Consider the following 24,111-nt stretch of genomic DNA (forward strand, 5'->3'; position numbering starts at 1 on the left):
AGTTTTAGAAATTATTCGGCTTTTTCTGAAAACAAGGACATTTTTTTACAAATTTTTCTCTTTTAAAAGAGGAAGAGCCTTACCTTTCAGCAACGCTCTTCTTTGATTATTCCGATTCATTTAAATATCGGGTAAATACTTCATCATAGGTTTCAGGAGTTGCTGCAATAAAGTATTCACGACCCGTAAAAGTTAATGGTTTTCCTGTAATACCAGAGTATTTAAACCTAAATTCTTCCAAAAGTACTAAGCCTGCTGCATAATCCCAAGGACTTATATTAGATAAATAGCCATGATGGTTGCCTTTTAACATAGCAATAATTTCCAAACCTGCACAACCGCTAATACGCACGCCCATGCTTGCTTGTCCGATTTCCGTTGCGTGATGAATATTTTTTCCATGCATGTAAGCATTCATGCCCCATAATCCATCTGCCAAGGCTTTCATAGTAGGCGCTTTTAATAATTGATTATTCCGATAAACGCCAAGTCCTTTGCCGCCCCAATAAAGTTCTTCTCGCATCACATCATAGATAAAACCTAATTTACCAATGCCGTCTTCATAAACAGCTAACATAATACAAAAATTTTCTCTTTCCATCACGAAATTCATTGTGCCATCAATCGGATCGATGATCCACACGCGACCAGCAAAACTTTTTAAAGTATTGTAGCCTTTTTCTTCCCCTAAAATTTGATCTTCGGGAAAATTTGTTTGAATTTTATTCATTAAAAATTCTTGGGTTTGTTCATCCATATTTGTCACTAAATCAGTGCGGCCATTTTTCTGTTGAACGGTTAACTCTGATTCCAAGTTCATTCGAATCACATCGGCTGCTTCAAAAAGCCAACTTTGAATTGTTTGAATAAATTTTTGCGTTTCAGTCATCTAATCATCCCCCAGCTTTAATTTACCGCTTCCCTGTTTTTTAGCTTGTTGAAGCGTACGATATAACGAATATCCTGAAGCATTTTCAAATTCATGACCTAAGCGTTTTTCTTCGCCGATACTTTTAACGACCGTTTTAAATTGTTGATAAGTTGTTAAAAATTTGTCAACAGGCAAGCCTGTTTCGTTGGCTTGCTCAACTGCTGTCCACATATTAGTGACAATCACCATTTCCTCTGTCGTCCAATCTAAATCTAATGGATATTGATAGTCTTTCATGTCTTCACCTCATCTTCTCTAGTTTAGCATATTTTCATAAAAAAACATCTTATTTACGTCGATTTTTTAATGCATTAAAGAGAGGATATTCTGCTGTTCCTTTGCGATACAAACTTTGTTGCGAAGCATAAATACCGCTATTTCCTGAACACATAAAACTGATTAAGCAGACCATGAAAAAATAGACTGCCGCTTCACTACCAAATAGTTCAATGCCCATAATGAAACAAGCAATCGGCGTATTCGTGGCGCCAGAAAAAACACCAATAAATCCTAAACCTGCTAAAAAAGGAATTGACAGATGTAACAAAGGGGCCAAAGAACTACCTAACGTAGCCCCAATTTCAAACAATGGCGTCACTTCTCCTCCTTGGAATCCGGCACCCAAGGATAACACCGTAAAGAATAATTTCCCAACAAAATCAAAAGGCTGCGCATTGCCTGCAAATGCATCTTCTAGTAAAGGTAAACTCAAGCCTAAATAACGTTGGTTGTTTAAGACGAGCACAAACAGAACGACAATGGACGCCCCAAGAAACGCACGAAGGTAGACATTAGCAAACCAATTTGCATAGGTCTTTTTTAAAAAGACAATGGAACGACTAAAAACCCAACCTGCCAAGCCAAAACAAATCGATGCCAAAAATAATTTTACAAATAGTTCAACCGACCAAGTCGGAATTTTGCCCATCGGATAATGCGTATGTGTTACACCAAAACTTTCAGTTACAAAATTAGCAAATAAGCCTGCAAAAAAACTTGGGAAAAGTGCCTCTGCACGAACTTTTCCAATCGCCAAAACTTCTAATCCGAAAACCGTTCCCGCTAATGGTGTGCCAAAAACAGAACTAAAACCTGCACTAATTCCGCTAATAATAATTACTTGTCGTTCCAAAGCGGACAGTTTAAAGACTTTTCCTACAGCATTTGCGATTGCGCCCCCCATTTGCACCGCCGTCCCTTCACGACCAACAGAACCACCAAATAAGTGCGTAGTAATCGTGCCAAACAATGTTAAAGGAATTAAGCGCAAGGGAATATCTTCTTCCCCGCCATTGCCTTGTTCAATCACTAAGTTATTTCCTCGGCTAGCATTTTTCCCAAAACGCGTATAGAAATACGTAAAAACGACACCGCTAATGGGGAGGATAAAGAGTAACCAAGGGTTTGCTAAACGAACATCTGTTACATAGGTAAGACTCTTTAAGAAAAAGGCGGATAACGTCCCCATAAATAAACCAATAATTGCGGTAATGAGCAACCATTTTGCCATATAACCGCCGATTGATAGTAGTTGCTTTGTTTCTTTTTTCACTTTACATGCTCCTTTACAATTTTCTTATCGCCAATCCTAGCGTACAGAAAAAGCCTACCAAAGGGTACACTTCTCCCGTTTGGTAGGCGTCATTAATTTATTCGTCCAATAAATAGTTCGTGGTGAACACCATCACCATGTTGCTATTAAACTATTAAAAATAATACCACGCAACTCTGGAAAGTGCAATAGAAGAATAACTCATTACCTTTAACAACCTCCACGTGTCTTTTTAGACACTAGTTCATTAAAAAAAATAACCATGATTTCTTCGCTTTCCAGATCTAACAACTTAGAAATCAATTTAATATCTGAAGATTTAAATACAACCTCTCTTTTTAATTTCTTATAAATTGTTGAAGCTGAGATTGGTTGACCTGCAGCGGTCATTTCACTTGCTAACCATTCAACATTTTTCCCTTTTAATTTCAATTTTGAATGAATTAAATTTGATTCCATTTTACTCCCCCTTTTCACCCCTTTTAGTGTCTTATTAGACACTGGAAGTATATCATTTTGTGAAAAAACCGTCAATATATGCCTATTCAATAGTTATTTATCACTCTATGTATAGAGTAAAACATGTTTCTTTTGCGACACTTTTTGTGCTAGAATGTTTTTACGGAGGTGGTTTTTTGAAAGAGAATTTTTTGAAGCAAAAACGGATGGAGAAAAATCTTACATTAGAACAAGTTGGAAATTTTGTTGGTGTTGGAAAAAGTACCGTTAGGAAATGGGAAACTGGAATGATTGAAAATATGGGGAGGGATAAAATTGTCGCCTTATCTAAAGTTTTAGATGTATCACCTCTTGAAATCTTAGGTATTCCTGAAACGGAAGAAACGCCATTTGTTGTCCCGACCAATATTATGAATGTTTACAAACAATTGACAACTGAAAATCAAGAAGCAGTCTATCGATATGCTCAAAAGAAATTAACAGAACAAAATTACTTTTAATATTTATTTTAAATAGATGAATGCTAGACTTTTTAGTCAACGTCAAACAAAAAAAGCTTATCCTTACGGATAAGCTTTTTATTAGATTGACTGTTGGCCAAAATACTGACGCCATTTGGTTTTCATGGCTGTCGTCATCGGCAACGCCGCTTCTTTCACAGCACAATATTTGTCAACAAAGGTTACAATGTAACTTTCTTTGTATTTTGGTGGTGCAATAGTTGCACCCCACATATGTTTAATAATAATGTCTCGTTCTAAATCAGACAACTCTGTAATTTTTTCAGCATTTTTGGCTGCAATTCGTGGATGAACATAGGCATGAGAGCCTTCGTCAAACTTTGTTGTGCGCCAATCATAGTAAAACAAATCATGTAATAAACCGGCACGAGCTGTTGCACGAGCATTGCCGTTCCAACGCTTTGCTAATTTATAGCTATGATAGGAAACACTAATTGAATGTTCTAAACGAGTTGAATGCATATGTTGTGTGTATTCTGCTAATTTTTGGACTTCTTCGGTTGCTAATAAATCTTCTACATAAGAAAGATATTCTTCGTCTTCACGCCATTTTTCTATCATATAATTGGGTGCCACCTTTTCTAATCCTTTTATAACTTGACTCGAGTATAGCACCCCAGCTATTTAATTACTATGAATTTCTCAATCTGTAACTTAACTTTAATATTTGCTTAATAAGTTTAGCGTTCAACGCAGTAAAATTTTCACAAAAACTTCTACATTTCTTCTGGTGCATGTAATCCTAGTAAACGTAAATCTTCTTTTAAAACAGTAGCTACTGCATAAACTAACGCTAAGCGTGCCTCTTTTTGATCATCTTCATCCAAAATCCGAACATGGGCATAATATTTATTGAACGCTTGTGCTAAATGAATGCTATGTTTCGCAATAACAGATGGTTCATATTTTTCAGCAGCTTGCATCACAGTTTCAGGGAATTTTTGTAACAACTTCACGACTTCCCAGCTATCCTTGTCATTTAGTGCATAACGTTGTGTAGCGTCTGGTGTAAAGTTTGCTTTACGTAAAATACTCATCGCACGAGCATGCGTATATTGAACATATGGCCCAGTTTCGCCTTCAAAACGAACAACTTCATCTAATACAAAATCGAAATTATTTAGACGATCATTTTTAAGGTCATGGAAAATAACTGCACCTACACCTACTTGTTTCGCCACTTCTTCACGATTTGCTAAGTCTGGATTTTTCTCGTTAATTTGATTTCCTGCTAAAGTAACTGCTTCATTCAATACTTCTTCTAATAAAACGATTTTCCCCTTACGTGTGGATAATTTTTTACCGCCTTGAGTAATTAAACCAAACGGAATGTGTTCCATATCATCTGACCAGTCAAACCCTAGTTCTTTCAAGACTGCTTTTAGTTGTTTGAAGTGATTGCTTTGTTCGTTACCGACTACATAAAGTGATTTGGCAAAATCATACGTCCGTTTACGGTAAAGCGCAGCCGCTAAATCCCGTGTGATATATAACGTCGCACCATCTGATTTACGAATAAGTGCTGGATTTAAATTATATTCTGTCAAATCAACAATTTCTGCACCTTGATTTTCTGTTAATAAATGTTTTTCTTCTAATAAAGTAACAATTTCATCCATTTTATCATTATAAAAGGCTTCGCCATTGTATGAATCAAATTCAACTTCTAACATGGAATAGATTTTATCAAATTCTTTTAGAGACTCGCTACGGAACCATTTCCATAATTCATTGGCTTCTTGGTCTCCTTCTTCTAATTTTTTAAACCAAGCACGTGCTTCGTCTTCTAATTCTGGTTTTTCTTCTGCTTCTTCATGAAATTGCACATATAAGCGCAATAATTCATTAATTGGTTGTTGGCGAACTGCTTCTTCAGAACCCCATTTTTTATAAGCTACAATTAACTTACCAAACTGTGTACCCCAGTCACCTAAGTGGTTAATCCGAATTGGCTGATACCCAATTTTTTCTAAAATAAAGGCAATTGAATTCCCGATTACCGTAGAACGTAAGTGTCCCATAGAAATTGGTTTAGCAATGTTTGGTGAAGACATATCAATAGGAACATTGCCATTATTGCCAAAGGTACTGTTTCCGTAGTTATTTTTTTCTTTGACTACTTCGCCAATGACAGCTTGACTGACTGCTTTTTTATTCATGAAGAAGTTTAAATAAGGTCCTACCACTTCAATTTTTTCAAAATTCGTGCCATCAATTTTTTCTGCTAATTCTGCTGCAATTTGTTGTGGTGCTTTACGATAAATTTTAGCTAATGAAAAGGCTGGAAAAGCCACATCTCCATGATCGACAGATTTAGGATTTTCCAATAATTGTTCGATTTGATCCATCGTTAATTCTTCATTTAAAACATCATGTAACGCTTTTGCTACGATTTCTTTGTTGTTCATAAGAACCCTCCTGATTAATTTGTAAGTATTAAAAAAACAAAAACGTCTCTGACAAAACAAAATAATTTGTTTTGTCAGAGACGAGAATTTACCCGCGGTACCACTCTAATTGTCTATACTACTTGGATAGACCTGCTTCATCGATAACGGTGATTGCCGTCTGCTTTCAGCAGAATTCTAAAAGTGCGCTTCCTCATTCCGATCACTCTTGGCTCCCACCTTCCCAAGATCGCTAAGCTGACGTTGAAATAAGTACTCTCTTTATCATTGAATGTCATTGTTAAACTGGCTTCATTATAGCAAATTTTTGTCTAGCTGGCTAGCCTTCTTCACTAATTGTCATAAAACTAACGCCAGGTTCTGCATTTAAGTTATACGAAGCAAAGTGATTCTTTTCAGCTTCGATAAAGGCGGCAGCGCCAATCATCGCCGCGTTATCCCCACAAAGTTTTAATGGCGGAATAAGTAATGTTACTGCTGGTAATTGTTCACTGATTGCATGTCTCATTGCTTCTCGTAATCCTTGATTCGCAGCAACGCCCCCAGCAATTAGCAATTGCTTAACAGGATATTCTTGACAAGCACGAATGGTTTTAGCCACTAATACTTCCACCACACTCGCCTGAAAACTTGCGGCTAAATCCTTTGTAGACAGTGCTTCACCACGTTGCTCTGCATTATGAACCGTGTTAATAAACGCACTTTTTAAGCCACTAAAACTAAAGTCATAGTTATCCTCTTTTAGCATCGCCCGTGGAAATTGATAGGTATCTGTACCTTCATGGGCCAAAGTATCAATCTCTTTACCACTAGGATAAGGCAACCCTAACACCCGTCCGACTTTATCATACGCTTCACCAGCTGCATCATCACGTGTTTCACCAACAATTTCGAAAGAGCCATCTTCTTTCATGTAGACCAATTCCGTATGTCCTCCACTAACGAGTAAGGCCATCAATGGAAATTCGAGCGGTGCCACAAAACGGGCAGCATAAATGTGTCCAGCCATATGATTGACTGGAATAAGTGGTAATTGGTGCGCCCAAGCAAATGCTTTTGCTGCAGAAAGTCCTATTAATAAAGCACCGACTAACCCAGGCCCATAGGTCACAGCAACGCCACTAAGCTCTTCTGGTGTGACTTTTGCTTCTGTTAATGCTTCTTCAATACAGATCGTCACTTGTTCAACATGATGACGACTCGCAACTTCCGGAACGACCCCACCAAAACGTTGATGGCTCTTAATTTGCGAAGCAACGATATTGGAAAGAATTTTGTCGCCATCTTCAATGACAGCCACACTTGTTTCATCACAGCTACTTTCCACAGCTAATAATAATTTACGTTCTTTTGTAAAAATTGTCATTGGGCTTCCTTCCTTAATTTCGCACACATTACAAAGGCATTTTCTTGAGGTTCTTTATAATAATTTTTTCGAACAGCTACTTTCCGAAAACCTGTTTTCTCATAAAGTTTTTGAGCTAATGTATTCGATTCTCTGACCTCTAAGAAAATTTGTGTAATGTCACGACTTTTAACATATTCTTTAAAAGCTTTCATTAATTGACAACCAATTCCTTGGTGTTGTTTCTGACCATTCACAACAACGTGACTAATTTCTGCTTCATCTAAAATAAAATGATAGGCAATATAGCCTAACCACTGGCCATTTTCAACTAAAAAAAGATATTCGCTATTTTCCTGAGCAAAATCTTCCGCGAATTGTGTTTCTGTCCAAGGGGAGCCAGTTGTATAAGAAGAATTACTAAAACGCCATAATTCTTCACCAATATTTGCTACAGATATTTCTTTTTTTGTTACTAACATTTTTTCTTCACTCTTCTTTTAAATCAATTATCATTTCTAGTGCGTCTTCATTATTTTCGTCATAATAGCCTTTTTTCACCGTCTGTGAGGCAAAGCCAATTTTTCGATACAAACGTTGGGCTTTAACATTACTCATTCGTACTTCTAGCGATAAGGTTTCACAACGATTTTTCTTGGCAAAAATTCGCGTTTCTTCTATTAAAGAACGACCTAAACCTAAGCCTTGGTATGCTGTGTGAACAGCGACATTCGTAATGTGTGCATCCGTTCCTTGAATCCGACAGCCAATAAAGCCAACTGTTTTCCCGTTAATTGCCGCTAACAAATAGAGATGCGGCGCTTTTGAGCCAAGTTCTGCCATGAAAGCAGACATCGTCCAAGGAAGTTCCCCAGCATAAACTTCGCGTTCAATTGCAAGTAAATCCTTAATATCTTGGTAAGTGATTTCACGCAATTGAAATTCTTGCTGGTTCATTGCAATGGTTTTAGTTATATACCGTTGCCGTCTTTTTGTAAAGTATTTTGTCACAAAATTAAAGTTTTTCCACATAGCTTTCTCCATTAGGCGTGTGTGTCTTCAACCAATTTTCTTCCGCTTCTACTTTTTTCAAATACGCAGGTAAGAACCCATGAACATTTTCAACAGGTTCAGCCACACTACCTAACGCAGCCAAAACTGCAGCATTAGGAATTTGCCATTGCGGGACATCACAAATTTCTCCATGAGGAATGATTTGAGCTATTTCTTCAGTGAATTTTTCAACATCTTCACCAACAAAAAAAAGATTTGGTTCATTTTTTAGTTGTTCTAATAACTCCCGCAGTGAAATATGTTGGTCCGGTAACTCATTTTGCCACACGCCATCGACAAACCGATAAGCACCAGCATAGACGTTTTTACGACGCGCATCAAAAAGAGGTACAACTAAACCGGTTTGTCCAACACAATTGGCAGCTAACGTTTGTAGACTGGAAATGCCTACTAGCTCTTTCTTTAAAGTATAGGCCAATGTTTTGGCAGTCGTCACGCCTAAACGTAAGCCAGTGTATGATCCAGGTCCTTCTGCTACGACAAAACGATCAATTGCCGTTGGCGCCAAGTTCAATTGACTCATCAAATAGTCAATTGCCGGCATTAATGTTAAGCTATGATTTCTTTTAACCGTTGCTGTATAACTTCCCAGAATTTTTTGATTTTCACACACAGCAATACTCAATGTTTGGTTAGATGTATCTATTGCTAAAATTCGCACACGAATCCCTTTCCTTCTACAATTTAGTCGCTTCATTGTAGCACACTTTCCTTTTTCTAAAAAGGGAAAACGAGGTTTCTTTTTACAGAAACCTCGTTTCGTTCATTTTCTCTTTTTATTTAATGGTTGCTTCTAAGTAATCAATTAATGGTTTACTGATATCTGTTGCAGAACCATTTTCTCCTGAATTTTCAACCATAATCATTGTTAAGAATTTATTGTTACTACGATCTAACGTTAGAAGGAAACTGTTTTCTTTGCCATCTGTATCTTGTTTATCTTTTATTTCAGCTGTTCCTGTTTTAGCAGCCAATGAGAAGTTCGGATTGTACATATTATAAACATAACCTGAAGGATCTTCCACACTACCTAAAAGATCTGTGGCAATTGTATTCGCTGCGTTGGCGCTGATTACATTGTCTTTTTTCTTCGTTTCTTTGTCTAAAACTAATTTTGGATAGACCAATGTTCCATTATTTTGGAAAACACTATACATGGTAGCTTGCTGGATTGGCGAAATTAACAATTGGCCTTGACCGTAGCCCGTATCTGCTAAAAGAATTTCAGAATTAAATTTATCTTCATTTGAAATTTGAGCAGGCGTCATGGCAATTGGTAAATCTAGTTCCTCACCGAAAATGAATTTATTAAGACCCGCTCTAAATTTGTCTTCCCCCATCCGTAATGTTTGTTGGGCAAAATAAATATTATCTGAATTAACTAAAGCGGTACGCAGATTGACTGGACTTGCTTCTTTTACACGTGTCGCAAAATAGCCGCCCCAAGATTTATCTTTTTGCCATTTCAAACCATTAATTTCTAGCTCTTCATCTGGCTTCAATGTCCCTGCATCTAAACCAATGGCACCGGTAATTGTTTTAAAGGTAGAGCCTGGTGCATAGCCTGTCGCAAAACGTGCTGTGAATGGTAAATCTTTGTTGTTATTGTAAGCATCATATTCTTTTTGAGAAATGCCATTGGCCATTTTATTAGGATCATACGAAGGTGAACTAACCGTTGCTAATAAATCGCCTTTTTGAGGATCGGTAATGACCGCACTACCAGGGCGTTTGTCAAATATAGCGAAGGCTTGTTGTTGTACGCCACTGTCAATCGTTAATTTAATCGTTTGACCATCTTTTTTCTCTTTGGTTTGTAAAGCTTTTTTGACATTCTCTTTGTCATCTAAAATAACTAGTGAGCCACCATCTTGCCCTCTTAATTCTTTATCAAACGCTCGTTCTAAGCCAGTTTTACCAATTACGCCCGTACTACTTAACTCTGGATTTTTTTCAATATCTTCTGCAGTAATGGTGCCCGTATACCCGATTAATTGCGCAGCTGCTTCCCCCAGCGGATAATAACGTGACTCTGTATCTTTTGTCGCAGCCCCTGTTGGTAATTCTGTCACTGGTTCAGAAGCGACTGTGATTGGTACAAAGGAGTCTGCTTGGACCCATCCTTGGCTTAACTTTTGATTGATTTCATCAACAGAAACGCCGAATTTATCACTAAAAGCTTTGATATTGGCTGTTTTTTCTGCGCCAGAACCGAGTTTGCCAGGCACTACGCCCACTTCGTCAAACACTTTGTTAATTGCTAGCCCACTACCATTACGATCGACAATTTCTCCACGTTTGGCATTATCTACTTGAATCGAAATTTTATCATTTCCTGACATATCTGGAAAAATTAAAGACGGCTTCCAAGCGATTTGGTAGGTATCGCCTTTTTTGGCGATACTTGATTGATAAGACAAATCTTTCATTTCGCCTAAAGGGGTACTCATCGATAATTTATAGGTAAATGTGTATTGATTGTCTTTCGCCTTTTTGACTTGAACATCACTAGCTTTGACTCCTTCTGCTTGAATCCCTGAATAAATTGCTTGGTATTTTTCAACAACAGATTTAGTATCATAGCCATTTTTCTTTAAGCTAGCTTCTTGAACAACGGACGGTAACTTATCAAATTCCTGTTTTGACAATACGTTTAAAAATGTAGTAGCTGTTTTCTTCGCTTCGGCTAATTCTTGTTTGGCTTGCCATTGACTATAAGCATAATACCCGCCACCGGCAGCAGCGATTAGAACCAAGGCAGAAACACCAAGAATAAGTGGTTTTTTTGAAGATTTTTTATTACGATTGCTTCGTTCCATTCAATAATCCCCTAACTATATAATATGTCTTTTCTTCTATTATACGTAACTTTTTTTAAAATGCTTGTGTTTCACCTATACTTTTTTTAATTTCTTAATAAAGTTTGATCAATTTTTTCCATTTCATCAGGCTTTCGTTGGATTTCTCTGCATTCATTGTGTGGTATACTAGCTGTAACAATTAGTTTTTTATTAGGAGGAATGAACATGGGACTTATTAAAGCAGCAACAAGTTCAGTTGGCGGTGGCTTGGCCGATCAATGGCTAGAGGTTATTGAACCTGATAATATGGGGGACACAACCGTCATGACAAAAGGTGTTTTTGTACGTAAAGATGATAAACGTGGTTCTAATCGTAAAGGAACGGACGATGTTTTAACAGATGGTTCTGTTGTACATGTCTATCCCAACATGATGATGCTTCTTGTTGATGGTGGCAAAATCATCGATTACACTGCTGAAGAAGGCTATTATACAGTCAAAAATGATTCTGCGCCTTCAATGTTTAACGGTTCTTTAAAAGATGCGATTGCAGAGACCTTCAGTCGTTTCAAATTTGGTGGCGTAACTCCACAAAAACAACAAGTTTTTTATATTAATTTGCAAGAAATTAAAGGCATTAAATTTGGAACACCTGCGCCATTAAACTATTTTGATAATTTTTATAATGCCGAACTTTTCTTACGTGCACACGGAAATTACTCAATTAAAATTACAGATCCTTTGCTATTTTATACTAATGCGATTCCTAAAAATCAAACGCAAGTAGATATTAATGATATTAATGAACAATATTTGGCAGAGTTCATTACAGCATTGCAAGCAGCAATCAATCAAATGTCTGCTGATGGGCAACGTATTTCTTATGTTCCCTCAAAAAGTGTTGAATTAAGTAAATATATGCAAACTGCACTTGATGAGGATTGGCGCACCAATCGCGGCATGGAAATTGTTTCTGTAGCAGTTGCGAGCATTTCTTATACAGATGATTCAACTAAATTAATCAACATGCGAAATGAAGGAGCTATGCTCAGCGATCCAGGTGTTCGCGAAGGTTATGTTCAAGGTTCCTTGGCTCGTGGTATGGAGGCTGCTGGTAAAAATGAAGGTGGCGCTATGAGCGGCTTTATGGGCGTTGGTATGGGCATGAATGCAAATGGTAACTACTTTGCGCAAGCGTCTCAAACAAACCAACAACAAATGCAAGAAAAACAAAACCAGCAAAACGCACAAGGGTCTACAGACACTTGGACTTGCCCACAATGTGGGACTGAAAACACTGGGAAGTTTTGTTCAAACTGTGGTACACCAAAACCAACAAACGAGAAGCCAAAATTAGAAATGAAATGTAGTGAATGTAGCGAAATTGTTGACTTAAGTAATGGTATTCCTAAGTTCTGTCCACATTGTGGTAAACCATTCCAAGGGGTTCCTTTATAAGCAAGTAGTGAACAATTAAAGAAAAGGGTCAGGCACAAGTCTACCCTTTTTCTTTGAATCAGATTCCTGTTATTTACTCACTCTATTAGAAAGGACGGTTGCAATGGAAACAACATTTACCCATAAATGCCCCAACTGTGGCGGCCCGCTCTTATTTAATCCCAAAGATCAAAAATTTCATTGTGAATATTGTTTAAATATTTACACGGAAGAAGAAGTGACTCGTTATGAGCAACAGCAACATGAGGCACATTTAGAGAATCCCTCAACAACGACCGCCGAGGAAAATTTGACTTTCACAGCGGAAGAAGAATCCTCCGCCACGCAACAAACAGAGACCACTGAGAATGAAACAACTGCCGATGCAGGCACAATGGAAATTTTTAATTGTCCAAGCTGTGGCGCTCAAATTGTCACCGATGCAACAACAGCAGCCACATACTGTTATTATTGCCATAATCCAGTTGTCTTGGCTGGTCGATTAAGTGGCGAATTTTTACCAGAAAATGTCTTACCCTTTACAATTGAAAAAGACGAAGCGATTGAAAAATTTCTCGCTTGGACCAAGAAAAAATGGTTCATTCCCCGAGATTTTTTCAGCAAAAATCAAATTGATAAATTAACTGGGGTTTACTTCCCCTATTGGGTCGTTGATGCAGAAGTCGATGGACAACTCCAAGCTACTGGCACAAGTATTCGCATTTGGCGCGTAGGTGATATTGAATACACCGAAACAAAACGTTTCAATGTGGGACGTTCAGGAAAATTATCGTTTAAAGAATTAGTTAAAAATGCCTTGTCAAAAAACGTCCAACAAAAAATGGTGGAAGGCGTTCAACCATTTTTAATTGATCAAGCAGTGCCTTTCAAAAGCCAATACCTAGCAGGTTTTCAAGCAGAAAAACGCGATATTGAATATGAAGCAATCAAAAAACACGTCCAACAAGAATTACAAGATTATTCGGAATCATTGTTACGGGACTCTGCTTCTGGTTATACTACGTTGACAAATGTTCGCACGGATATTTCTCTAAACCAAGAAAATAATCACTATATGCTTTTACCAATTTGGTTAGTCACCTATCGCAGTCAGGAACAATCAAAAAAGGTTTATTATTACGCCATGAATGGACAAACAGGTAAAGTAAGCGGTGTACTTCCAATTAGTTACACTCGTTTAGGGCTAGCAACGTTAGGCATTTTCGCTGGACTCTTAGCACTCTTTTTATTAGGAGGTTATTTCCTATGAAAAAACGACTTTTACCTATTTTTTTCCTAATACTTCTTTCCTTTGGCCTTGCCCTACCCGTTTCGGCGGCTGAAAATTCAATTGATGATGGTGCACAATTACTGACACCTGATCAAATCAACCAACTAAAACAAGAGATACAACCTTTAGAAGAAAAGACCAAAGCCTCTGTCTTTATTGTGACCACAAATAATAATACTTATGGTGATGAACAAGACTATGCAGATCATTATCTTTTAAATAAAGTTGGTAAGGATCAAAATGCGATTCTTTTTCTCATTGATATGGACTTACGGAAAGTCTACATCTCTACTTCTGGAAACATGATTGATTATATGACGGATGCACGAATTGATGATACCTTAGATAAAGTAATGGATGGAATGAGTCAAGGAAATTATTTTGCGGCTGCTCAAACCTTTGTTCAGGAAACTCAAGCATTTGTTGATAAAGGGGTTCCTGGGGGTCACTATCGTGTGGACAGCGAAACAGGTAAAATCACTCGTTATAAAGTCATTACCCCGCTGGAAATGGTAATTGCTTTTGCTGCTGCGCTGATACTCAGCTTGGTCTTCTTAGGCATCAATATTTCTAAATATCAATTAAAATTTTCAAGTTATCAATATCCTTTTAGGGAAAAAACAACGTTAAACTTAACCTCCCGCACAGATCAGTTAACCAACTCTTTCATCACTACTCGTCGTATTCCTAAAAACAATGGTGGCAGTGGCGGAATGGGCGGTGGTGGTAGCACCACCCACTCAACTGGCGGCGGTACATTCGGTGGCGGCGGTCGAAGTTTTTAGATTTTTTATCTTTTTTAATTATTTCATAAAAATAATGGTGTTATTTTTATGGAATAATGATAAAATAAGTATACTGTGGTGTGTTATTTTTACACAGGACGGTATACTTATTTTCATTTAAACTAAGTGATTTGTAGTCCAAAGTTATTTAATTGGGGATTGTTTTCAACTATTTAGTAAGCGCTACAAATCATTAACTAAACTATGGGAGGTAAAGTGAAAATGAAAAAATTTTCTATGTTAGGATTAGTTTTAATTAGTACTCTGATTTTAGGTGCATGTGGTTCTGGAACAAACAACACTAATAAAACTAAAAAAACTTCAAGTACTGCTACCGCAACAACTGAAACAAAAGCTAAAGAAGATAAAGGGACTTATAAAGATCGAACATTGACTGTTCCTGATGGTGTATTAAAAATCACCGAATTCCAAAAAGGTACAAGTTTCGATGGTAAACCAATCTTTTATGTACTATTTGATTTGACTAATAACACTAAGGAAGCACAAGATGTACAAATGTTATACTCTAGCTTTGTTAGCGTATCACAAAATACCGGCGATACAACAGAAGATTTAACTTATGGAATTGTTAATGATTCTCCGATTAAAGATAGAATTGACATGTTAAATAAAAAAGTTAATCCTGGCGCAACTGTCCAAGCAGCATACCCTTATGAATTTGCTGATGAAACAAAACCTGTAACTTTTACTTTCAGAGACAGTATGTTCAGCATGGGAGATCCTATCGCTGTTGAAGAAATTACAATTAAATAGTCTGTAAGCAAGTAGGCACTTAGTTCTACTTGCTTTTTTGGTTTGTTCTTCATAGAGTTGAATGGTAAAATTAATTTATCTTAACCAAAAGGAGTCATCCCATGAAAAGTATGTGCGAACTGTGTGATCTAAATCCTGGTAAAATCATCACCTTTGATAATCACGGTATCTGTAAACATTGTGCAGAACATTTAGAGTTAAAACCAAAAGAAATTAAAGATCGAACAATGGAAAGTATTATAAAACGTCAAGAAGAAATTATAAAAAAGGATCAAGCAATGCAAGCAAAGGGAAATTTATGTTATCTTTGCGAAGAGGAAACTGGCAAGTACTTTACGAGTGATTTTTATCGCGTAGGAAAAAGCTGTTTAAAAAAACTTAAAGTATCCACTTGGTCCGTTGATAAAAAAAGTTTAGCTGATTTACAACAAATGCAAAAGTTAATAAACAAGCAGTCTGAAATCGCAAAAGCAAATGAAAAAAATGCTGAAGTTTATGGAAATCTATGTGCTCTTTGTCAGGATAATAAAGGAAAATATTTAACTTCAGATAATTACCAAATCTGTAAGAAATGTGCAGGTCAACTCGGTGTCCAAGGACAAGGATATACCCAAACTTGGACATTGACGGATTTAAGAAATGTCCAAGAAGACAACCGGCTATTCAATCCTACAACAACTATTGCTGGCTCGATTGAATTCGATGAACCTGAAAAAAAATTTCGACTGGTTGGTTCATCAAAAATTTTGCCCGTAAGCATTATCGCTGATTACAAAATTTTAGAGAAAAAAAATACCCATTTCACCGAAGAAAACGTACCTTATGATCGCGTCAGTAGTGTCTATATTTTGATTAATCTAGATGATTTGCAACGTCCAACCATCACTATTTCCTTTTTAAAGACACTTAGTGAGCAAACTACTGAATTTGATCGTCAATTAGCGATCGATAGAGCCCGTTTCAACGCCGAACGAGCCCTTTCATCATTAGACACTATTGTTCGTCGAATAAAAGAAAAAGAAATACCAACTCCTATAAAGAGTGATGAAAACCAACCGATTGAACCAAAGCTATCTGATTCACAAAAAAACTCATCTAGCGCTATTGAAGACGTAATGGCTGAGTTAAGAAATTTAAAACTGTTAGTTGATGAAGGAATTCTAACAGAAGAAGAATTTCAACAAAAGAAACGGCAATTGCTTCAATTAGATTAATAAAAAAAATCCTGAAAAGACTCGTCATCTTTTCAGGATTTTTTTCTTCTTGGTATTTTCCCATAATTCTTGATAAGGTATTTCATGGATATCACGAAAATAAGCTACTTCAAACTTTTCAAAATCAGTTGACTGGCAGTTGCCTGTTAAAACACCAATTCCTGCTTTGCCATGACAAGTTCCCATGAAAACATCCACGAGCGAATCCCCCACCATAATTACTTCTGTCGGCTTCAATTGACATGACTGACAAAAGGCTTGGAGCATGTCCGCATCTGGTTTCGGTAAGTAACGATCTCCTGTCGCAATAAAATCAAACATTTCTGTTAAACCAAGATATTCCATAATCAACATAGTCGCTGGCAAAGTATCTGAAGTTGCTAATCCAATTTTATAGTTCTTCCGTTTCAGCTCAAGAAATAACTGTTTTAAATCGCCAATTGGTTCAATCTTTTTCAGATTTTTTCGTAAATAATCATAAAAAAATTGCTCCAGCCATCGACTGCTGATTCCCTGTTCGACTAATTCCTCAAATTGCGCCAATTCCTGATACAGTTCCTGATAAAGGACTTCATCAAGTAAATGTTTTTGCAAAAAACGTTGCTCCTGAATAGCTAATATCTTTTTTATTTCTGCTGAATGATGAGGGGCTAACATACTTAGTGTTTCAAAACAAGCTTTCAAACCTGCTTGCCAAAGAGTGTCAAAACGAATACACGTACCATCTTTATCAAATAAAATTCCTCGATTTTCCATGAAAGAACACCTCAAAACGTTTGCTTTGCTTCCTATTTGTTTCTTCAAGTATACTAATCATTTATTTGATTTTGATATTCTTTTTGTATCATTTGTGTAAAAAAATATAAAAAAGCAACGAATTTAGAAAAATTCGTTGCTTTTATATTAATCGATTACTTTTTTCACTTTGAATTCTTTTGTTTCAGCAGACGGTTCTGTTTGATCAGCTAATTCAAATAAAATATGGGTACCATTTTCTTCATCTTCAACGATAATCAGTTTTCCTGGAATCTTTCGAGTATCTTTCGCAATTTGGGCTTCTTTAATTAATTCTTTTTGATCTCTTTTTGAAGCAAGGGCATTTCCTAAATTAAAAAAGACAGTTTCTTCCATAATTAACCACTCACTTTCTCTACTTTTCTTAAGTTAATTATAGCATATCCCTAGAAAAAGTGGCAGCTTGTATCCTTTTACTTTCATTTAAGCATCAATAATCAAGGAATAAGCATAAGGACTTTCATAAATTCCTGAAGTATAATAATTGAGCCTCTTTTTAAATAGCGGGCCGTCAATTACCAACGTATGGTACTCCCCGTTTTCTCCGCAAATATCTAATTGATGCTCTTTAAGGTACGTGATAAATGTTTCATTTAACGGTTCTCCTAAAAATTTTATTGGAATACCTGCCTCTTTGCTGACCGTTTTGATAATTGCTGTGTACCCTTTTGCCAAGAATTCTTTCACAAGTGCTTCGCGATTTTCCTGCCAAAGAGGTAATTGTGGTTCAAGTCCAGCACTTAATGCAACTTGGCGATCCCAAGCACCATTTTGTTCAATATCTATATCGCCAAAACAAACCGTTTCTGCACCTAATTTTTGGGTTTCCTGCAGTGCCTCAACCACTTTTTCTGTGTAATTTGTTTCATTGTTATGTGAGATAACAAGTGGTAAATCTAACGCTTCAGCCGCTGCTTCTAAGACGGAGATTGGTATCCCGTGAAACCAAGAACGATTAATTTCATCACTTAGTGTTGTCACTAACGCTACTGGCTGATTTCCTGCTTGTATCAATCGATCCATCGCCAATAAACAATCTTTACCAGAGCTATAACTTAAACAAAATTTTTTCATAAACGTTCCCTCTTTTCTCTATGACTATACCTCAAAATAATACATCCGTATACATATTTATTATTTAAGTATAACTAATACTGAATAGTTATTTGAATCAAAACATGGTATAAAATAGAGGTAAAGCAAGCTTTATTCACTTCTTTATATCTCTTTTCAACGGATGATCAGCTGGCGGAAACCAGCTGATCTTTTTTTCAAAAAACACAGCTATCTTTTGCAGTTTTCTTTTCCTCATGTTATAAAGAGATAGTAGGAAGCATTTATTCACTTCTTTACAAATCTATCTTAATCTTAGACAGTCGGCGGAAAACGGCTGTCTATTTATCTGGAAAAATTATGAACTCGTCAGCTAGTGGTCAGTTGACGAGTTTTATGTTATAATAATTAGAACACGAAAAATATTTTTAAACGAACCATTCAATTGTTTTGATGATTTTATTCAAAACTGGCGTGTCTAGAGAGATACAAGGATGTATTAGAGGTAGGGAATACATCGCTTAAATGAAAAATACTTGAATACTAGAAATAGTCTGATCCAACTTTAAAATAATAATATTGATTCGTTAGATAGCCTTCTCTTTAAAGAGAAGGCTATTGTCAATTAAAGAGTAAAACCACCGTATGTTTAAAATTAAACTTATCTCAAACATACTCTGTCAGTGTTTCACGCATTATCTCAATAAACAGCAAAAATCCAGAAGAGTCTCTCTTCTGGATTTTTGCTTATTTGACGATACTTTTTTAAATTTTGTTAATCAATTTAAAATAATCCACATAAGTGCATAATTGGGAATACAAATAATAAACTATCAAAACGATCTAAAATACCGCCATGTCCTGGCAAGATGTTACCAGAGTCTTTCACGCCATAATGACGTTTGATAGAAGATTCAACCAAATCACCGAATTGCCCTACTATAGAAAATAGAACCGTCAATACGAGCATCACCGGCATCGGATAAGGAAATAGCCCTTTATTAGCTGTGAAAACTAAAAACAACGCTGCTACAACCACGGCTGATAAAATACCACCAAGTGCACCTTCTATTGTCTTGTTGGGTGAAACATCTGGCATCAATTTATGACGACCAAATCGGCGTCCAAATAGATATGCACCAATATCCGTTGCCCAGACAATGAATAAAGCAAATAACAAGACTTCAAAACCTGCGGAACGGGCACTAATAAAGTTCTGGAACCCCATCCCTACATATAAACTGACAATAACTGGAAAGCCAGCTTCTTCAATCGTATATGTATTTTTAGAAATCACCGAAGCACCTAACAACAACATTACAGTGACATAAAATAAAATGAAATTTGTTTGCATTTCCGGCAAAAAGTTTAACCATTTAATTGTCGGGATAACTAAAAAAACGGCCCCTAATGCTGATAAAACACCTTCAAAACTTAATAACGTTAATCCTTTCATACGGAATAACTCGTACACGCCGACTACTGCCAAAGCAACAGCGGCAATCTCAATTGCAAAACCACCATACCAGATAATTGGAATAAAGATGATTAATGCGACGATAGCTGTGATGACACGTTGTCTCACTGCGGATCGCTCCCTTCTGTTTCTGTAGTTTCTTTTAGACCTCCAAAACGACGATTACGATTTTGGAAAGAAGCAATCGCGGTTTCTAAAGTGTCCCCTGAAAAATCAGGCCATAATGCTTTTGTAAAAAACAACTCGCTATAAGCAATTTGCCATAACAAGAAATTACTAATTCTCTCTTCCCCACTTGTTCGAATCAACAATTCTGGATCACGAAGTTCCGTGGGTAAAAAGCCAGTCATTAAGTGATCTGCGATCGTTTCTTCTGTAATCTCATCTGCCATATATGTTTTTTCTGAAACCTCTGCAGCAATCTGTTTCATGGCAGTTAGTAGCTCCGCACGCGCCCCATAATTTAAAGCAAAGTTCAAAACCATGCCCGTATTGTCCTTGGTTTGCTCAATGGCCCGCTTAACAGCATCTTGCGTATGGCTTGGTAGAAACTCTTGGTAGCCCATTACATTGACTTTAACATTTTCCTTAATTAATTCAGGCACGAATGTATCAAAAAAATCAACAGGCAATTGCATTAAGAAATTGACTTCATCTGTTGGTCTCTTCCAATTTTCCGTTGAAAATGCATAAAGTGTTAAAACTTTAACGCCTAAATGACTAGCATGCTTCGTTATTTTTTTGACCGTATCCATGCCTTCTTTATGTCCAGCAATTCTCGGCAGTCTTCGATTCTGTGCCCACCGGCCATTTCCGTCCATAATAATGGCAATGTGCTGCGGAATTTGGCCTTCTTTATCAAAGGCGTACTGGCTTGCTTCTTCTACATATTTATTTTTTTGCGGAAAAAAACGTAACATCTTTTTCCCTCCATTCCAAAAAATCTATCTTAATTATTATAACAATAACTAATGCAAATGCCTATGCATAGTCCCTGAATTTTCCTGATAATTAAGAAATTCCTTGTAACTTTATCATTTATGGTCCTTTTTTAAAAGAAAAAAACTTAGACTTGGCAGGTAAATCAACATGATGTATCTGCCTAGCCCTAAAATTTTAAATAAACAACGGGACAGGAGCAGCTTCTTCGGAAATAAGCTGAACGTCCTTGAGAGACAAAAAGCATCTTTCAGAACTTTCTTCTTATTTCTTGAAGCTTAACACGCCTGTCCCGACCTCAAGTTTTTGTTCTATTGTCTTTTTCTCTTTATTCATTGACTGGAACAATGGCACCGTTCCATTTTTTCGTAATCCAATCTTGGACTTCTTTGCTACGTAACACTTTGACTAATTTTTTTACATTTTCGTTGTTTTCGTCTTCTTTACGAACCGCAATAATATTGGCATAAGGTGAACTTTCTTTTTCTAAGGCAATCGCATCTTTTTTCGGATTTAATCCTTGATCCACGGCAAAGTTTGAGTTAATTAAAACCGCAGCCCCTTCTTCATTGTCATAAAGAGTGGTCATGATTGCTGGATCACTTTCATGATTGAATTTCAACTTTTTAGTATTTTTATCAATATCATCGAAAGTAGCAGTTGTCCGGTCTACCCCTTCTTTCAGCGTGATTAAACCAGCATCTTCTAAAATCGTTAAAACACGTGGCCAATCTGAAACGGAAGAGCTAACGTAAATCGTTGAACCATCAGGAATTTCTTGTAACGATTTGTATTTTTTCGAGTAAAGCCCAACTGGTTCTAAATGAATCGCACCTGCATTCACAAAGTCATAATCATTTTCTTTAACCGCTTCATTAAAGAACGGCACATGTTGGAAATAGTTGGCATCGATATCGCCACTTTCCAACGCCTTGTTAGGTAGCACGTAATCTGTATAAGTCGTCACTTCTAATTTTACGCCTTCTTTTTCTAATAAAGGTTTTACATGTTCTAAAATCTCTGCATGTGGAACTGGTGAAGCTCCAACTTTCAAGACCGAGTCATCACTCTTTTTATTGCCGCAAGCCCCTAAAATTAAGACAGCTGCTGCTACAGTAATTACTGACCATAATGTACGTTTTTTCATCTTATTCCCTCCATTTATCGTTTATCTATTTTTTTAGCGACTGTATCCCCAAGCCATTGAATCGCAAAGACAATAATTAAGATACAAATCGTTGCTACTAAGGTAACTGTATTTTGACCACGTTGGAAGCCATCTTGATACGCCAAACTTCCTAAACCGCCCGCTCCAATAGCAGCTGCCATTGCAGTGTAGCCCACTAAAGAAATGGTTGTAACGGTTAAGCCAGAAACAAGCGCTGGCAGACTTTCTGGTAATAGAACTTTCCAAATTATCTGGAAACGATTGGCCCCCATTGCTTTGGCTGCTTCAATCACGCCTTTATCGACTTCACGAAAAGCAATTTCGACCATGCGAGCATAAAAAGGTGCTGCGGAAATAATCAATGCTGGTAAGGAGCCTTTGACACCAGACATACTCCCTAAAATAATTTTTGTAAAAGGAATTAACAGAACGATTAAGATAATAAACGGAATCGAACGGAAAATATTTACAAAAATGGCCACTAGCCAATACAGTAATCGGCTCAAAATCCCTTTTCTGCCTGACGTTTCAAAAAGTAGTAGTCCTAAAATCAGCCCTAAAATGGCGACCACTATGATTGAAATCCCTGTCATATAGAGTGTTTCAATCGTTTTTTCTTGTAGTTTACTTATATCAATTTGGGAAAAATCAAAGAAACTTGCTAAGCCACGATTATTCATTTCCAATCACCTCTGTTTCTACACGAAGTTTACGTAATCCTTCAATGGCTGCTAGAATATTTTGCTCTTCGCCTAATAATTGAATATAAAGAGAACCCACTGCACCCTGCTTTGTTTGCTGAATGTTCCCTTGAATAATACTGACTTCTACTTGATATTCTTGGACAATATGCGAGATAATTGGCAATTTCGCTTGTTCGCCGTGGAAAAGTAGGCGAACAATTTTTCCATTCGGATATTGTTCCAACATTTCTTCAACAACCAGTTCCGTTTCTTCAATGTTTTTATCCGCTTCTTGTTGGATAAAGCGTTTCGCAATTTCTGTTTGAGGCTTTTTGAAATTATCGATTACTTTACCTTCTTCAACAATTTCACCATATTCCATCACGGCTACGCGATTACAAATTTTACGAATCACGTGCATTTCATGGGTAATTAATACAACCGTTAAATTTAATTCTTGGTTGATTTTTAGTAGTAATTCTAGCACCTCATCAGTTGTCTGCGGATCCAAAGCACTCGTTGCTTCATCACAAAGCAAAATGTCAGGATTGTTAGCTAAGGCACGGGCAATCCCCACTCGTTGCTTTTGCCCACCAGAGAGTTGACTTGGGTAGGCGGTTTCCCGTCCTTCTAAACCAACCAACTTGATTAACTCTTCTGCGCGGCTTTTCCGATTTTGTTTTGGAACACCAGCAATTTCCAATGGGAGCATGATATTTTCTAGGACCGTCCGTGACCATAATAAATTAAAATGTTGAAAGATCATCCCAATTTTTTTACGGAAGTTTCGTAGTTCTTTATTTGGCAACAATGCAATATCTTGTCCTTGAATTTCTACTTCACCTTCTGTAGGTGTCTCAAGCCCATTCAATAGGCGAACCAACGTACTTTTTCCTGCACCTGAATAGCCAATAATGCCATAAATATCACCTGATTCAACCGTTAAATCAATATCTTTTAAAGCCGTGACTTTACCCGCTTTACCGGAAAACTCTTTTTTTACATGACGTAATTCAATTAATGCCATTTTGTTCTCCTCTTCTTTCTGTTCTACTTTCTTATTTTGAAGGTTTCGCACTTTTTATGAAACGAATTTGCTTAATAAAAACAAAAAAACTTCCATCCTTTTGCTATTACAGCAAAAAGGACGAAAGTTTGTCATTTCGTGATACCACCTTAATTCGCTATTATTTCTCAATAATAACCTCATACGGTACTTGATTCTTCGCATACCGTTGGCTGTAACGGGCGCCCCGTAGTAAGTTCACTGCTTCGCTCACTTACTCTGCTCAAAGACCATCTTCCATCTTAAATCTGTTACCCATTCTCAGCAAACAGGGCTCTCTTCAAACGTCCTTAACATGTACTCTTCTTTTCAAAGCTTTCTTTTGATTAGATTGAGAA

The 24,111-nt window shown here is 36.9% G+C and carries 25 protein-coding genes, 1 riboswitch and 2 other annotated features; of the genes, 6 read left to right on the plus strand and 19 right to left on the minus strand.

Annotated elements, in window-relative coordinates; translation table 11 throughout:
- Positions 1 to 106: 106 nt before the first annotated feature.
- From IGJ41_RS10050 to IGJ41_RS10065, 4 genes are all read right to left on the minus strand, one after another.
- A complete protein-coding gene (locus IGJ41_RS10050; RefSeq protein ID WP_289855444.1) occupies positions 107 to 889 on the minus strand; it encodes an inositol monophosphatase family protein in 783 nt (260 codons plus the stop codon).
- The gene (locus IGJ41_RS10055) at positions 890 to 1,168 is read right to left on the minus strand and encodes a UPF0223 family protein (RefSeq protein ID WP_002381554.1); all 279 of its coding nucleotides are present in this window, start codon (positions 1,166 to 1,168) and stop codon (positions 890 to 892) included. It abuts the gene before it with no gap.
- A 49-nt stretch (positions 1,169 to 1,217) separates the two neighbouring features.
- Positions 1,218 to 2,483 (minus strand): voltage-gated chloride channel family protein, encoded by a 1,266-nt coding sequence (locus IGJ41_RS10060; RefSeq protein ID WP_002381553.1) that lies wholly within the window; start codon positions 2,481 to 2,483, stop codon positions 1,218 to 1,220.
- 76 nt (positions 2,484 to 2,559) lie between these two features.
- A riboswitch (Fluoride riboswitch) is annotated at positions 2,560 to 2,629 on the minus strand.
- Positions 2,630 to 2,693: 64 nt separating this feature from the next.
- Positions 2,694 to 3,017 (minus strand): hypothetical protein, encoded by a 324-nt coding sequence (locus IGJ41_RS10065; protein WP_438714369.1) that lies wholly within the window; start codon positions 3,015 to 3,017, stop codon positions 2,694 to 2,696.
- A 131-nt stretch (positions 3,018 to 3,148) separates the two neighbouring features.
- Here IGJ41_RS10065 and IGJ41_RS10070 point away from each other — a divergent pair, with 131 nt between their 5' ends.
- A complete protein-coding gene (locus tag IGJ41_RS10070; RefSeq protein ID WP_048941565.1) occupies positions 3,149 to 3,442 on the plus strand; it encodes a helix-turn-helix domain-containing protein in 294 nt (97 codons plus the stop codon).
- A gap of 81 nt (positions 3,443 to 3,523) precedes the next feature.
- Here the strand turns inward: IGJ41_RS10070 and IGJ41_RS10075 are convergent, their stop codons facing one another.
- From IGJ41_RS10075 to pbp4, 7 genes are all read right to left on the minus strand, one after another.
- Positions 3,524 to 4,024, minus strand: a complete 501-nt coding sequence (locus tag IGJ41_RS10075; protein ID WP_289855445.1) for an HD domain-containing protein — start codon at positions 4,022 to 4,024, stop codon at positions 3,524 to 3,526.
- Between the two features lie 155 nt (positions 4,025 to 4,179).
- Positions 4,180 to 5,871 (minus strand): arginine--tRNA ligase, encoded by a 1,692-nt coding sequence (gene argS / locus IGJ41_RS10080; RefSeq protein WP_002411093.1) that lies wholly within the window; start codon positions 5,869 to 5,871, stop codon positions 4,180 to 4,182.
- A 73-nt stretch (positions 5,872 to 5,944) separates the two neighbouring features.
- Positions 5,945 to 6,148, minus strand: a binding site (T-box leader).
- A gap of 42 nt (positions 6,149 to 6,190) precedes the next feature.
- Positions 6,191 to 7,237: a tRNA (adenosine(37)-N6)-threonylcarbamoyltransferase complex transferase subunit TsaD gene (tsaD, locus tag IGJ41_RS10085; RefSeq protein WP_002411092.1), complete on the minus strand. Its 1,047-nt coding sequence runs from the start codon at positions 7,235 to 7,237 to the stop codon at positions 6,191 to 6,193.
- Complete coding sequence (rimI, locus tag IGJ41_RS10090) at positions 7,234 to 7,698, minus strand: ribosomal protein S18-alanine N-acetyltransferase (protein ID WP_002359702.1); 465 nt, start codon at positions 7,696 to 7,698, stop codon at positions 7,234 to 7,236. The genes tsaD and rimI (IGJ41_RS10090) overlap by 4 nt, the downstream gene beginning before the upstream one ends.
- Before the next feature lie 7 nt (positions 7,699 to 7,705).
- Positions 7,706 to 8,260 carry a ribosomal protein S18-alanine N-acetyltransferase gene (gene rimI / locus IGJ41_RS10095; protein WP_002384199.1) on the minus strand — a complete coding sequence of 185 codons (555 nt, stop codon included), beginning with the start codon at positions 8,258 to 8,260 and terminating at the stop codon, positions 7,706 to 7,708.
- The gene (gene tsaB, locus IGJ41_RS10100; RefSeq protein WP_002362637.1) at positions 8,232 to 8,951 is read right to left on the minus strand and encodes a tRNA (adenosine(37)-N6)-threonylcarbamoyltransferase complex dimerization subunit type 1 TsaB; all 720 of its coding nucleotides are present in this window, start codon (positions 8,949 to 8,951) and stop codon (positions 8,232 to 8,234) included. The genes rimI (IGJ41_RS10095) and tsaB overlap by 29 nt, the downstream gene beginning before the upstream one ends.
- A 115-nt stretch (positions 8,952 to 9,066) precedes the next feature.
- Positions 9,067 to 11,109: a penicillin-binding protein PBP4(5) gene (pbp4, locus tag IGJ41_RS10105; protein ID WP_002356658.1), complete on the minus strand. Its 2,043-nt coding sequence runs from the start codon at positions 11,107 to 11,109 to the stop codon at positions 9,067 to 9,069.
- A gap of 207 nt (positions 11,110 to 11,316) precedes the next feature.
- Between pbp4 and IGJ41_RS10110 the strand changes: the two genes are divergently transcribed.
- The 5 genes from IGJ41_RS10110 (at position 11,317) to IGJ41_RS10130 (ending at position 16,592) form a co-directional block, all read left to right on the plus strand.
- The gene (locus tag IGJ41_RS10110) at positions 11,317 to 12,549 is read left to right on the plus strand and encodes an SPFH domain-containing protein (protein WP_002381543.1); all 1,233 of its coding nucleotides are present in this window, start codon (positions 11,317 to 11,319) and stop codon (positions 12,547 to 12,549) included.
- A gap of 103 nt (positions 12,550 to 12,652) precedes the next feature.
- Positions 12,653 to 13,798, plus strand: a complete 1,146-nt coding sequence (locus IGJ41_RS10115; RefSeq protein WP_002359695.1) for a hypothetical protein — start codon at positions 12,653 to 12,655, stop codon at positions 13,796 to 13,798.
- Positions 13,795 to 14,604 (plus strand): TPM domain-containing protein, encoded by an 810-nt coding sequence (locus tag IGJ41_RS10120; protein WP_002381542.1) that lies wholly within the window; start codon positions 13,795 to 13,797, stop codon positions 14,602 to 14,604. Before IGJ41_RS10115 ends, IGJ41_RS10120 begins: the two co-directional genes overlap by 4 nt.
- Positions 14,605 to 14,826: 222 nt before the next feature.
- Positions 14,827 to 15,378, plus strand: a complete 552-nt coding sequence (locus IGJ41_RS10125; RefSeq protein ID WP_010783600.1) for a DUF5067 domain-containing protein — start codon at positions 14,827 to 14,829, stop codon at positions 15,376 to 15,378.
- Positions 15,379 to 15,479: 101 nt separating this feature from the next.
- The gene (locus IGJ41_RS10130) at positions 15,480 to 16,592 is read left to right on the plus strand and encodes an SHOCT domain-containing protein (protein WP_002411090.1); all 1,113 of its coding nucleotides are present in this window, start codon (positions 15,480 to 15,482) and stop codon (positions 16,590 to 16,592) included.
- A 24-nt stretch (positions 16,593 to 16,616) separates the two neighbouring features.
- Here IGJ41_RS10130 and IGJ41_RS10135 read toward each other — a convergent pair whose 3' ends face one another.
- The 8 genes from IGJ41_RS10135 to IGJ41_RS10170 form a co-directional block, all read right to left on the minus strand.
- Complete coding sequence (locus tag IGJ41_RS10135) at positions 16,617 to 17,348, minus strand: HAD family hydrolase (RefSeq protein ID WP_002411088.1); 732 nt, start codon at positions 17,346 to 17,348, stop codon at positions 16,617 to 16,619.
- A 147-nt stretch (positions 17,349 to 17,495) separates the two neighbouring features.
- Entirely contained in the window at positions 17,496 to 17,723 is a 228-nt protein-coding gene (locus IGJ41_RS10140) for a hypothetical protein (protein ID WP_002362220.1), read from the minus strand.
- 87 nt (positions 17,724 to 17,810) lie between these two features.
- Positions 17,811 to 18,461: a diphthine--ammonia ligase gene (locus tag IGJ41_RS10145; RefSeq protein ID WP_002381537.1), complete on the minus strand. Its 651-nt coding sequence runs from the start codon at positions 18,459 to 18,461 to the stop codon at positions 17,811 to 17,813.
- Positions 18,462 to 19,224: 763 nt separating this feature from the next.
- Positions 19,225 to 20,025, minus strand: a complete 801-nt coding sequence (locus IGJ41_RS10150; protein WP_002359680.1) for a phosphatidate cytidylyltransferase — start codon at positions 20,023 to 20,025, stop codon at positions 19,225 to 19,227.
- Positions 20,022 to 20,837, minus strand: coding sequence for an isoprenyl transferase (locus IGJ41_RS10155; RefSeq protein WP_438714374.1), 816 nt, complete (start codon positions 20,835 to 20,837; stop codon positions 20,022 to 20,024). The genes IGJ41_RS10150 and IGJ41_RS10155 overlap by 4 nt, the downstream gene beginning before the upstream one ends.
- 347 nt (positions 20,838 to 21,184) lie before the next feature.
- Positions 21,185 to 22,003 carry a MetQ/NlpA family ABC transporter substrate-binding protein gene (locus tag IGJ41_RS10160; RefSeq protein ID WP_002411086.1) on the minus strand — a complete coding sequence of 273 codons (819 nt, stop codon included), beginning with the start codon at positions 22,001 to 22,003 and terminating at the stop codon, positions 21,185 to 21,187.
- 14 nt (positions 22,004 to 22,017) lie between these two features.
- Entirely contained in the window at positions 22,018 to 22,704 is a 687-nt protein-coding gene (locus IGJ41_RS10165) for a methionine ABC transporter permease (protein WP_002356640.1), read from the minus strand.
- Positions 22,697 to 23,734, minus strand: coding sequence for a methionine ABC transporter ATP-binding protein (locus tag IGJ41_RS10170; RefSeq protein WP_252711313.1), 1,038 nt, complete (start codon positions 23,732 to 23,734; stop codon positions 22,697 to 22,699). Before IGJ41_RS10170 ends, IGJ41_RS10165 begins: the two co-directional genes overlap by 8 nt.
- A gap of 113 nt (positions 23,735 to 23,847) precedes the next feature.
- Positions 23,848 to 24,095: a binding site (T-box leader), on the minus strand.
- Between the last annotated feature and the right edge of the window lie 16 nt (positions 24,096 to 24,111).

It is taken from the genome of Enterococcus sp. DIV1537a (assembly GCF_051712085.1).
Taxonomy (GTDB): domain Bacteria; phylum Bacillota; class Bacilli; order Lactobacillales; family Enterococcaceae; genus Enterococcus; species Enterococcus faecalis.

What these genes read in the sequence shown, in the direction of transcription:
- IGJ41_RS10125 (WP_010783600.1), top strand. Translation starts at nt 14,827, where the DNA reads ATGAAAAAATTTTCTATGTTAGGATTAGTTTTAATTAGTACTCTGATT.
- IGJ41_RS10145 (WP_002381537.1), bottom strand. Translation starts at nt 18,461, where the DNA reads ATGAAAAAATTTTGTTTAAGTTATAGCTCTGGTAAAGATTGTTTATTG.
- IGJ41_RS10120 (WP_002381542.1), top strand. Translation starts at nt 13,795, where the DNA reads ATGAAAAAACGACTTTTACCTATTTTTTTCCTAATACTTCTTTCCTTT.
- rimI (WP_002359702.1), bottom strand. Translation starts at nt 7,698, where the DNA reads ATGTTAGTAACAAAAAAAGAAATATCTGTAGCAAATATTGGTGAAGAA.
- argS (WP_002411093.1), bottom strand. Translation starts at nt 5,871, where the DNA reads ATGAACAACAAAGAAATCGTAGCAAAAGCGTTACATGATGTTTTAAAT.
- IGJ41_RS10140 (WP_002362220.1), bottom strand. Translation starts at nt 17,723, where the DNA reads ATGGAAGAAACTGTCTTTTTTAATTTAGGAAATGCCCTTGCTTCAAAA.
- tsaD (WP_002411092.1), bottom strand. Translation starts at nt 7,237, where the DNA reads ATGACAATTTTTACAAAAGAACGTAAATTATTATTAGCTGTGGAAAGT.
- IGJ41_RS10110 (WP_002381543.1), top strand. Translation starts at nt 11,317, where the DNA reads ATGGGACTTATTAAAGCAGCAACAAGTTCAGTTGGCGGTGGCTTGGCC.
- IGJ41_RS10075 (WP_289855445.1), bottom strand. Translation starts at nt 4,024, where the DNA reads ATGATAGAAAAATGGCGTGAAGACGAAGAATATCTTTCTTATGTAGAA.
- IGJ41_RS10165 (WP_002356640.1), bottom strand. Translation starts at nt 22,704, where the DNA reads ATGAATAATCGTGGCTTAGCAAGTTTCTTTGATTTTTCCCAAATTGAT.
- IGJ41_RS10170 (WP_252711313.1), bottom strand. Translation starts at nt 23,734, where the DNA reads ATGGCATTAATTGAATTACGTCATGTAAAAAAAGAGTTTTCCGGTAAA.
- IGJ41_RS10135 (WP_002411088.1), bottom strand. Translation starts at nt 17,348, where the DNA reads ATGGAAAATCGAGGAATTTTATTTGATAAAGATGGTACGTGTATTCGT.
- IGJ41_RS10050 (WP_289855444.1), bottom strand. Translation starts at nt 889, where the DNA reads ATGACTGAAACGCAAAAATTTATTCAAACAATTCAAAGTTGGCTTTTT.
- IGJ41_RS10160 (WP_002411086.1), bottom strand. Translation starts at nt 22,003, where the DNA reads ATGAAAAAACGTACATTATGGTCAGTAATTACTGTAGCAGCAGCTGTC.
- rimI (WP_002384199.1), bottom strand. Translation starts at nt 8,260, where the DNA reads ATGGAGAAAGCTATGTGGAAAAACTTTAATTTTGTGACAAAATACTTT.
- IGJ41_RS10155 (WP_438714374.1), bottom strand. Translation starts at nt 20,837, where the DNA reads ATGTTACGTTTTTTTCCGCAAAAAAATAAATATGTAGAAGAAGCAAGC.
- IGJ41_RS10130 (WP_002411090.1), top strand. Translation starts at nt 15,480, where the DNA reads ATGAAAAGTATGTGCGAACTGTGTGATCTAAATCCTGGTAAAATCATC.
- IGJ41_RS10055 (WP_002381554.1), bottom strand. Translation starts at nt 1,168, where the DNA reads ATGAAAGACTATCAATATCCATTAGATTTAGATTGGACGACAGAGGAA.
- IGJ41_RS10070 (WP_048941565.1), top strand. Translation starts at nt 3,149, where the DNA reads ATGGAGAAAAATCTTACATTAGAACAAGTTGGAAATTTTGTTGGTGTT.
- IGJ41_RS10115 (WP_002359695.1), top strand. Translation starts at nt 12,653, where the DNA reads ATGGAAACAACATTTACCCATAAATGCCCCAACTGTGGCGGCCCGCTC.
- pbp4 (WP_002356658.1), bottom strand. Translation starts at nt 11,109, where the DNA reads ATGGAACGAAGCAATCGTAATAAAAAATCTTCAAAAAAACCACTTATT.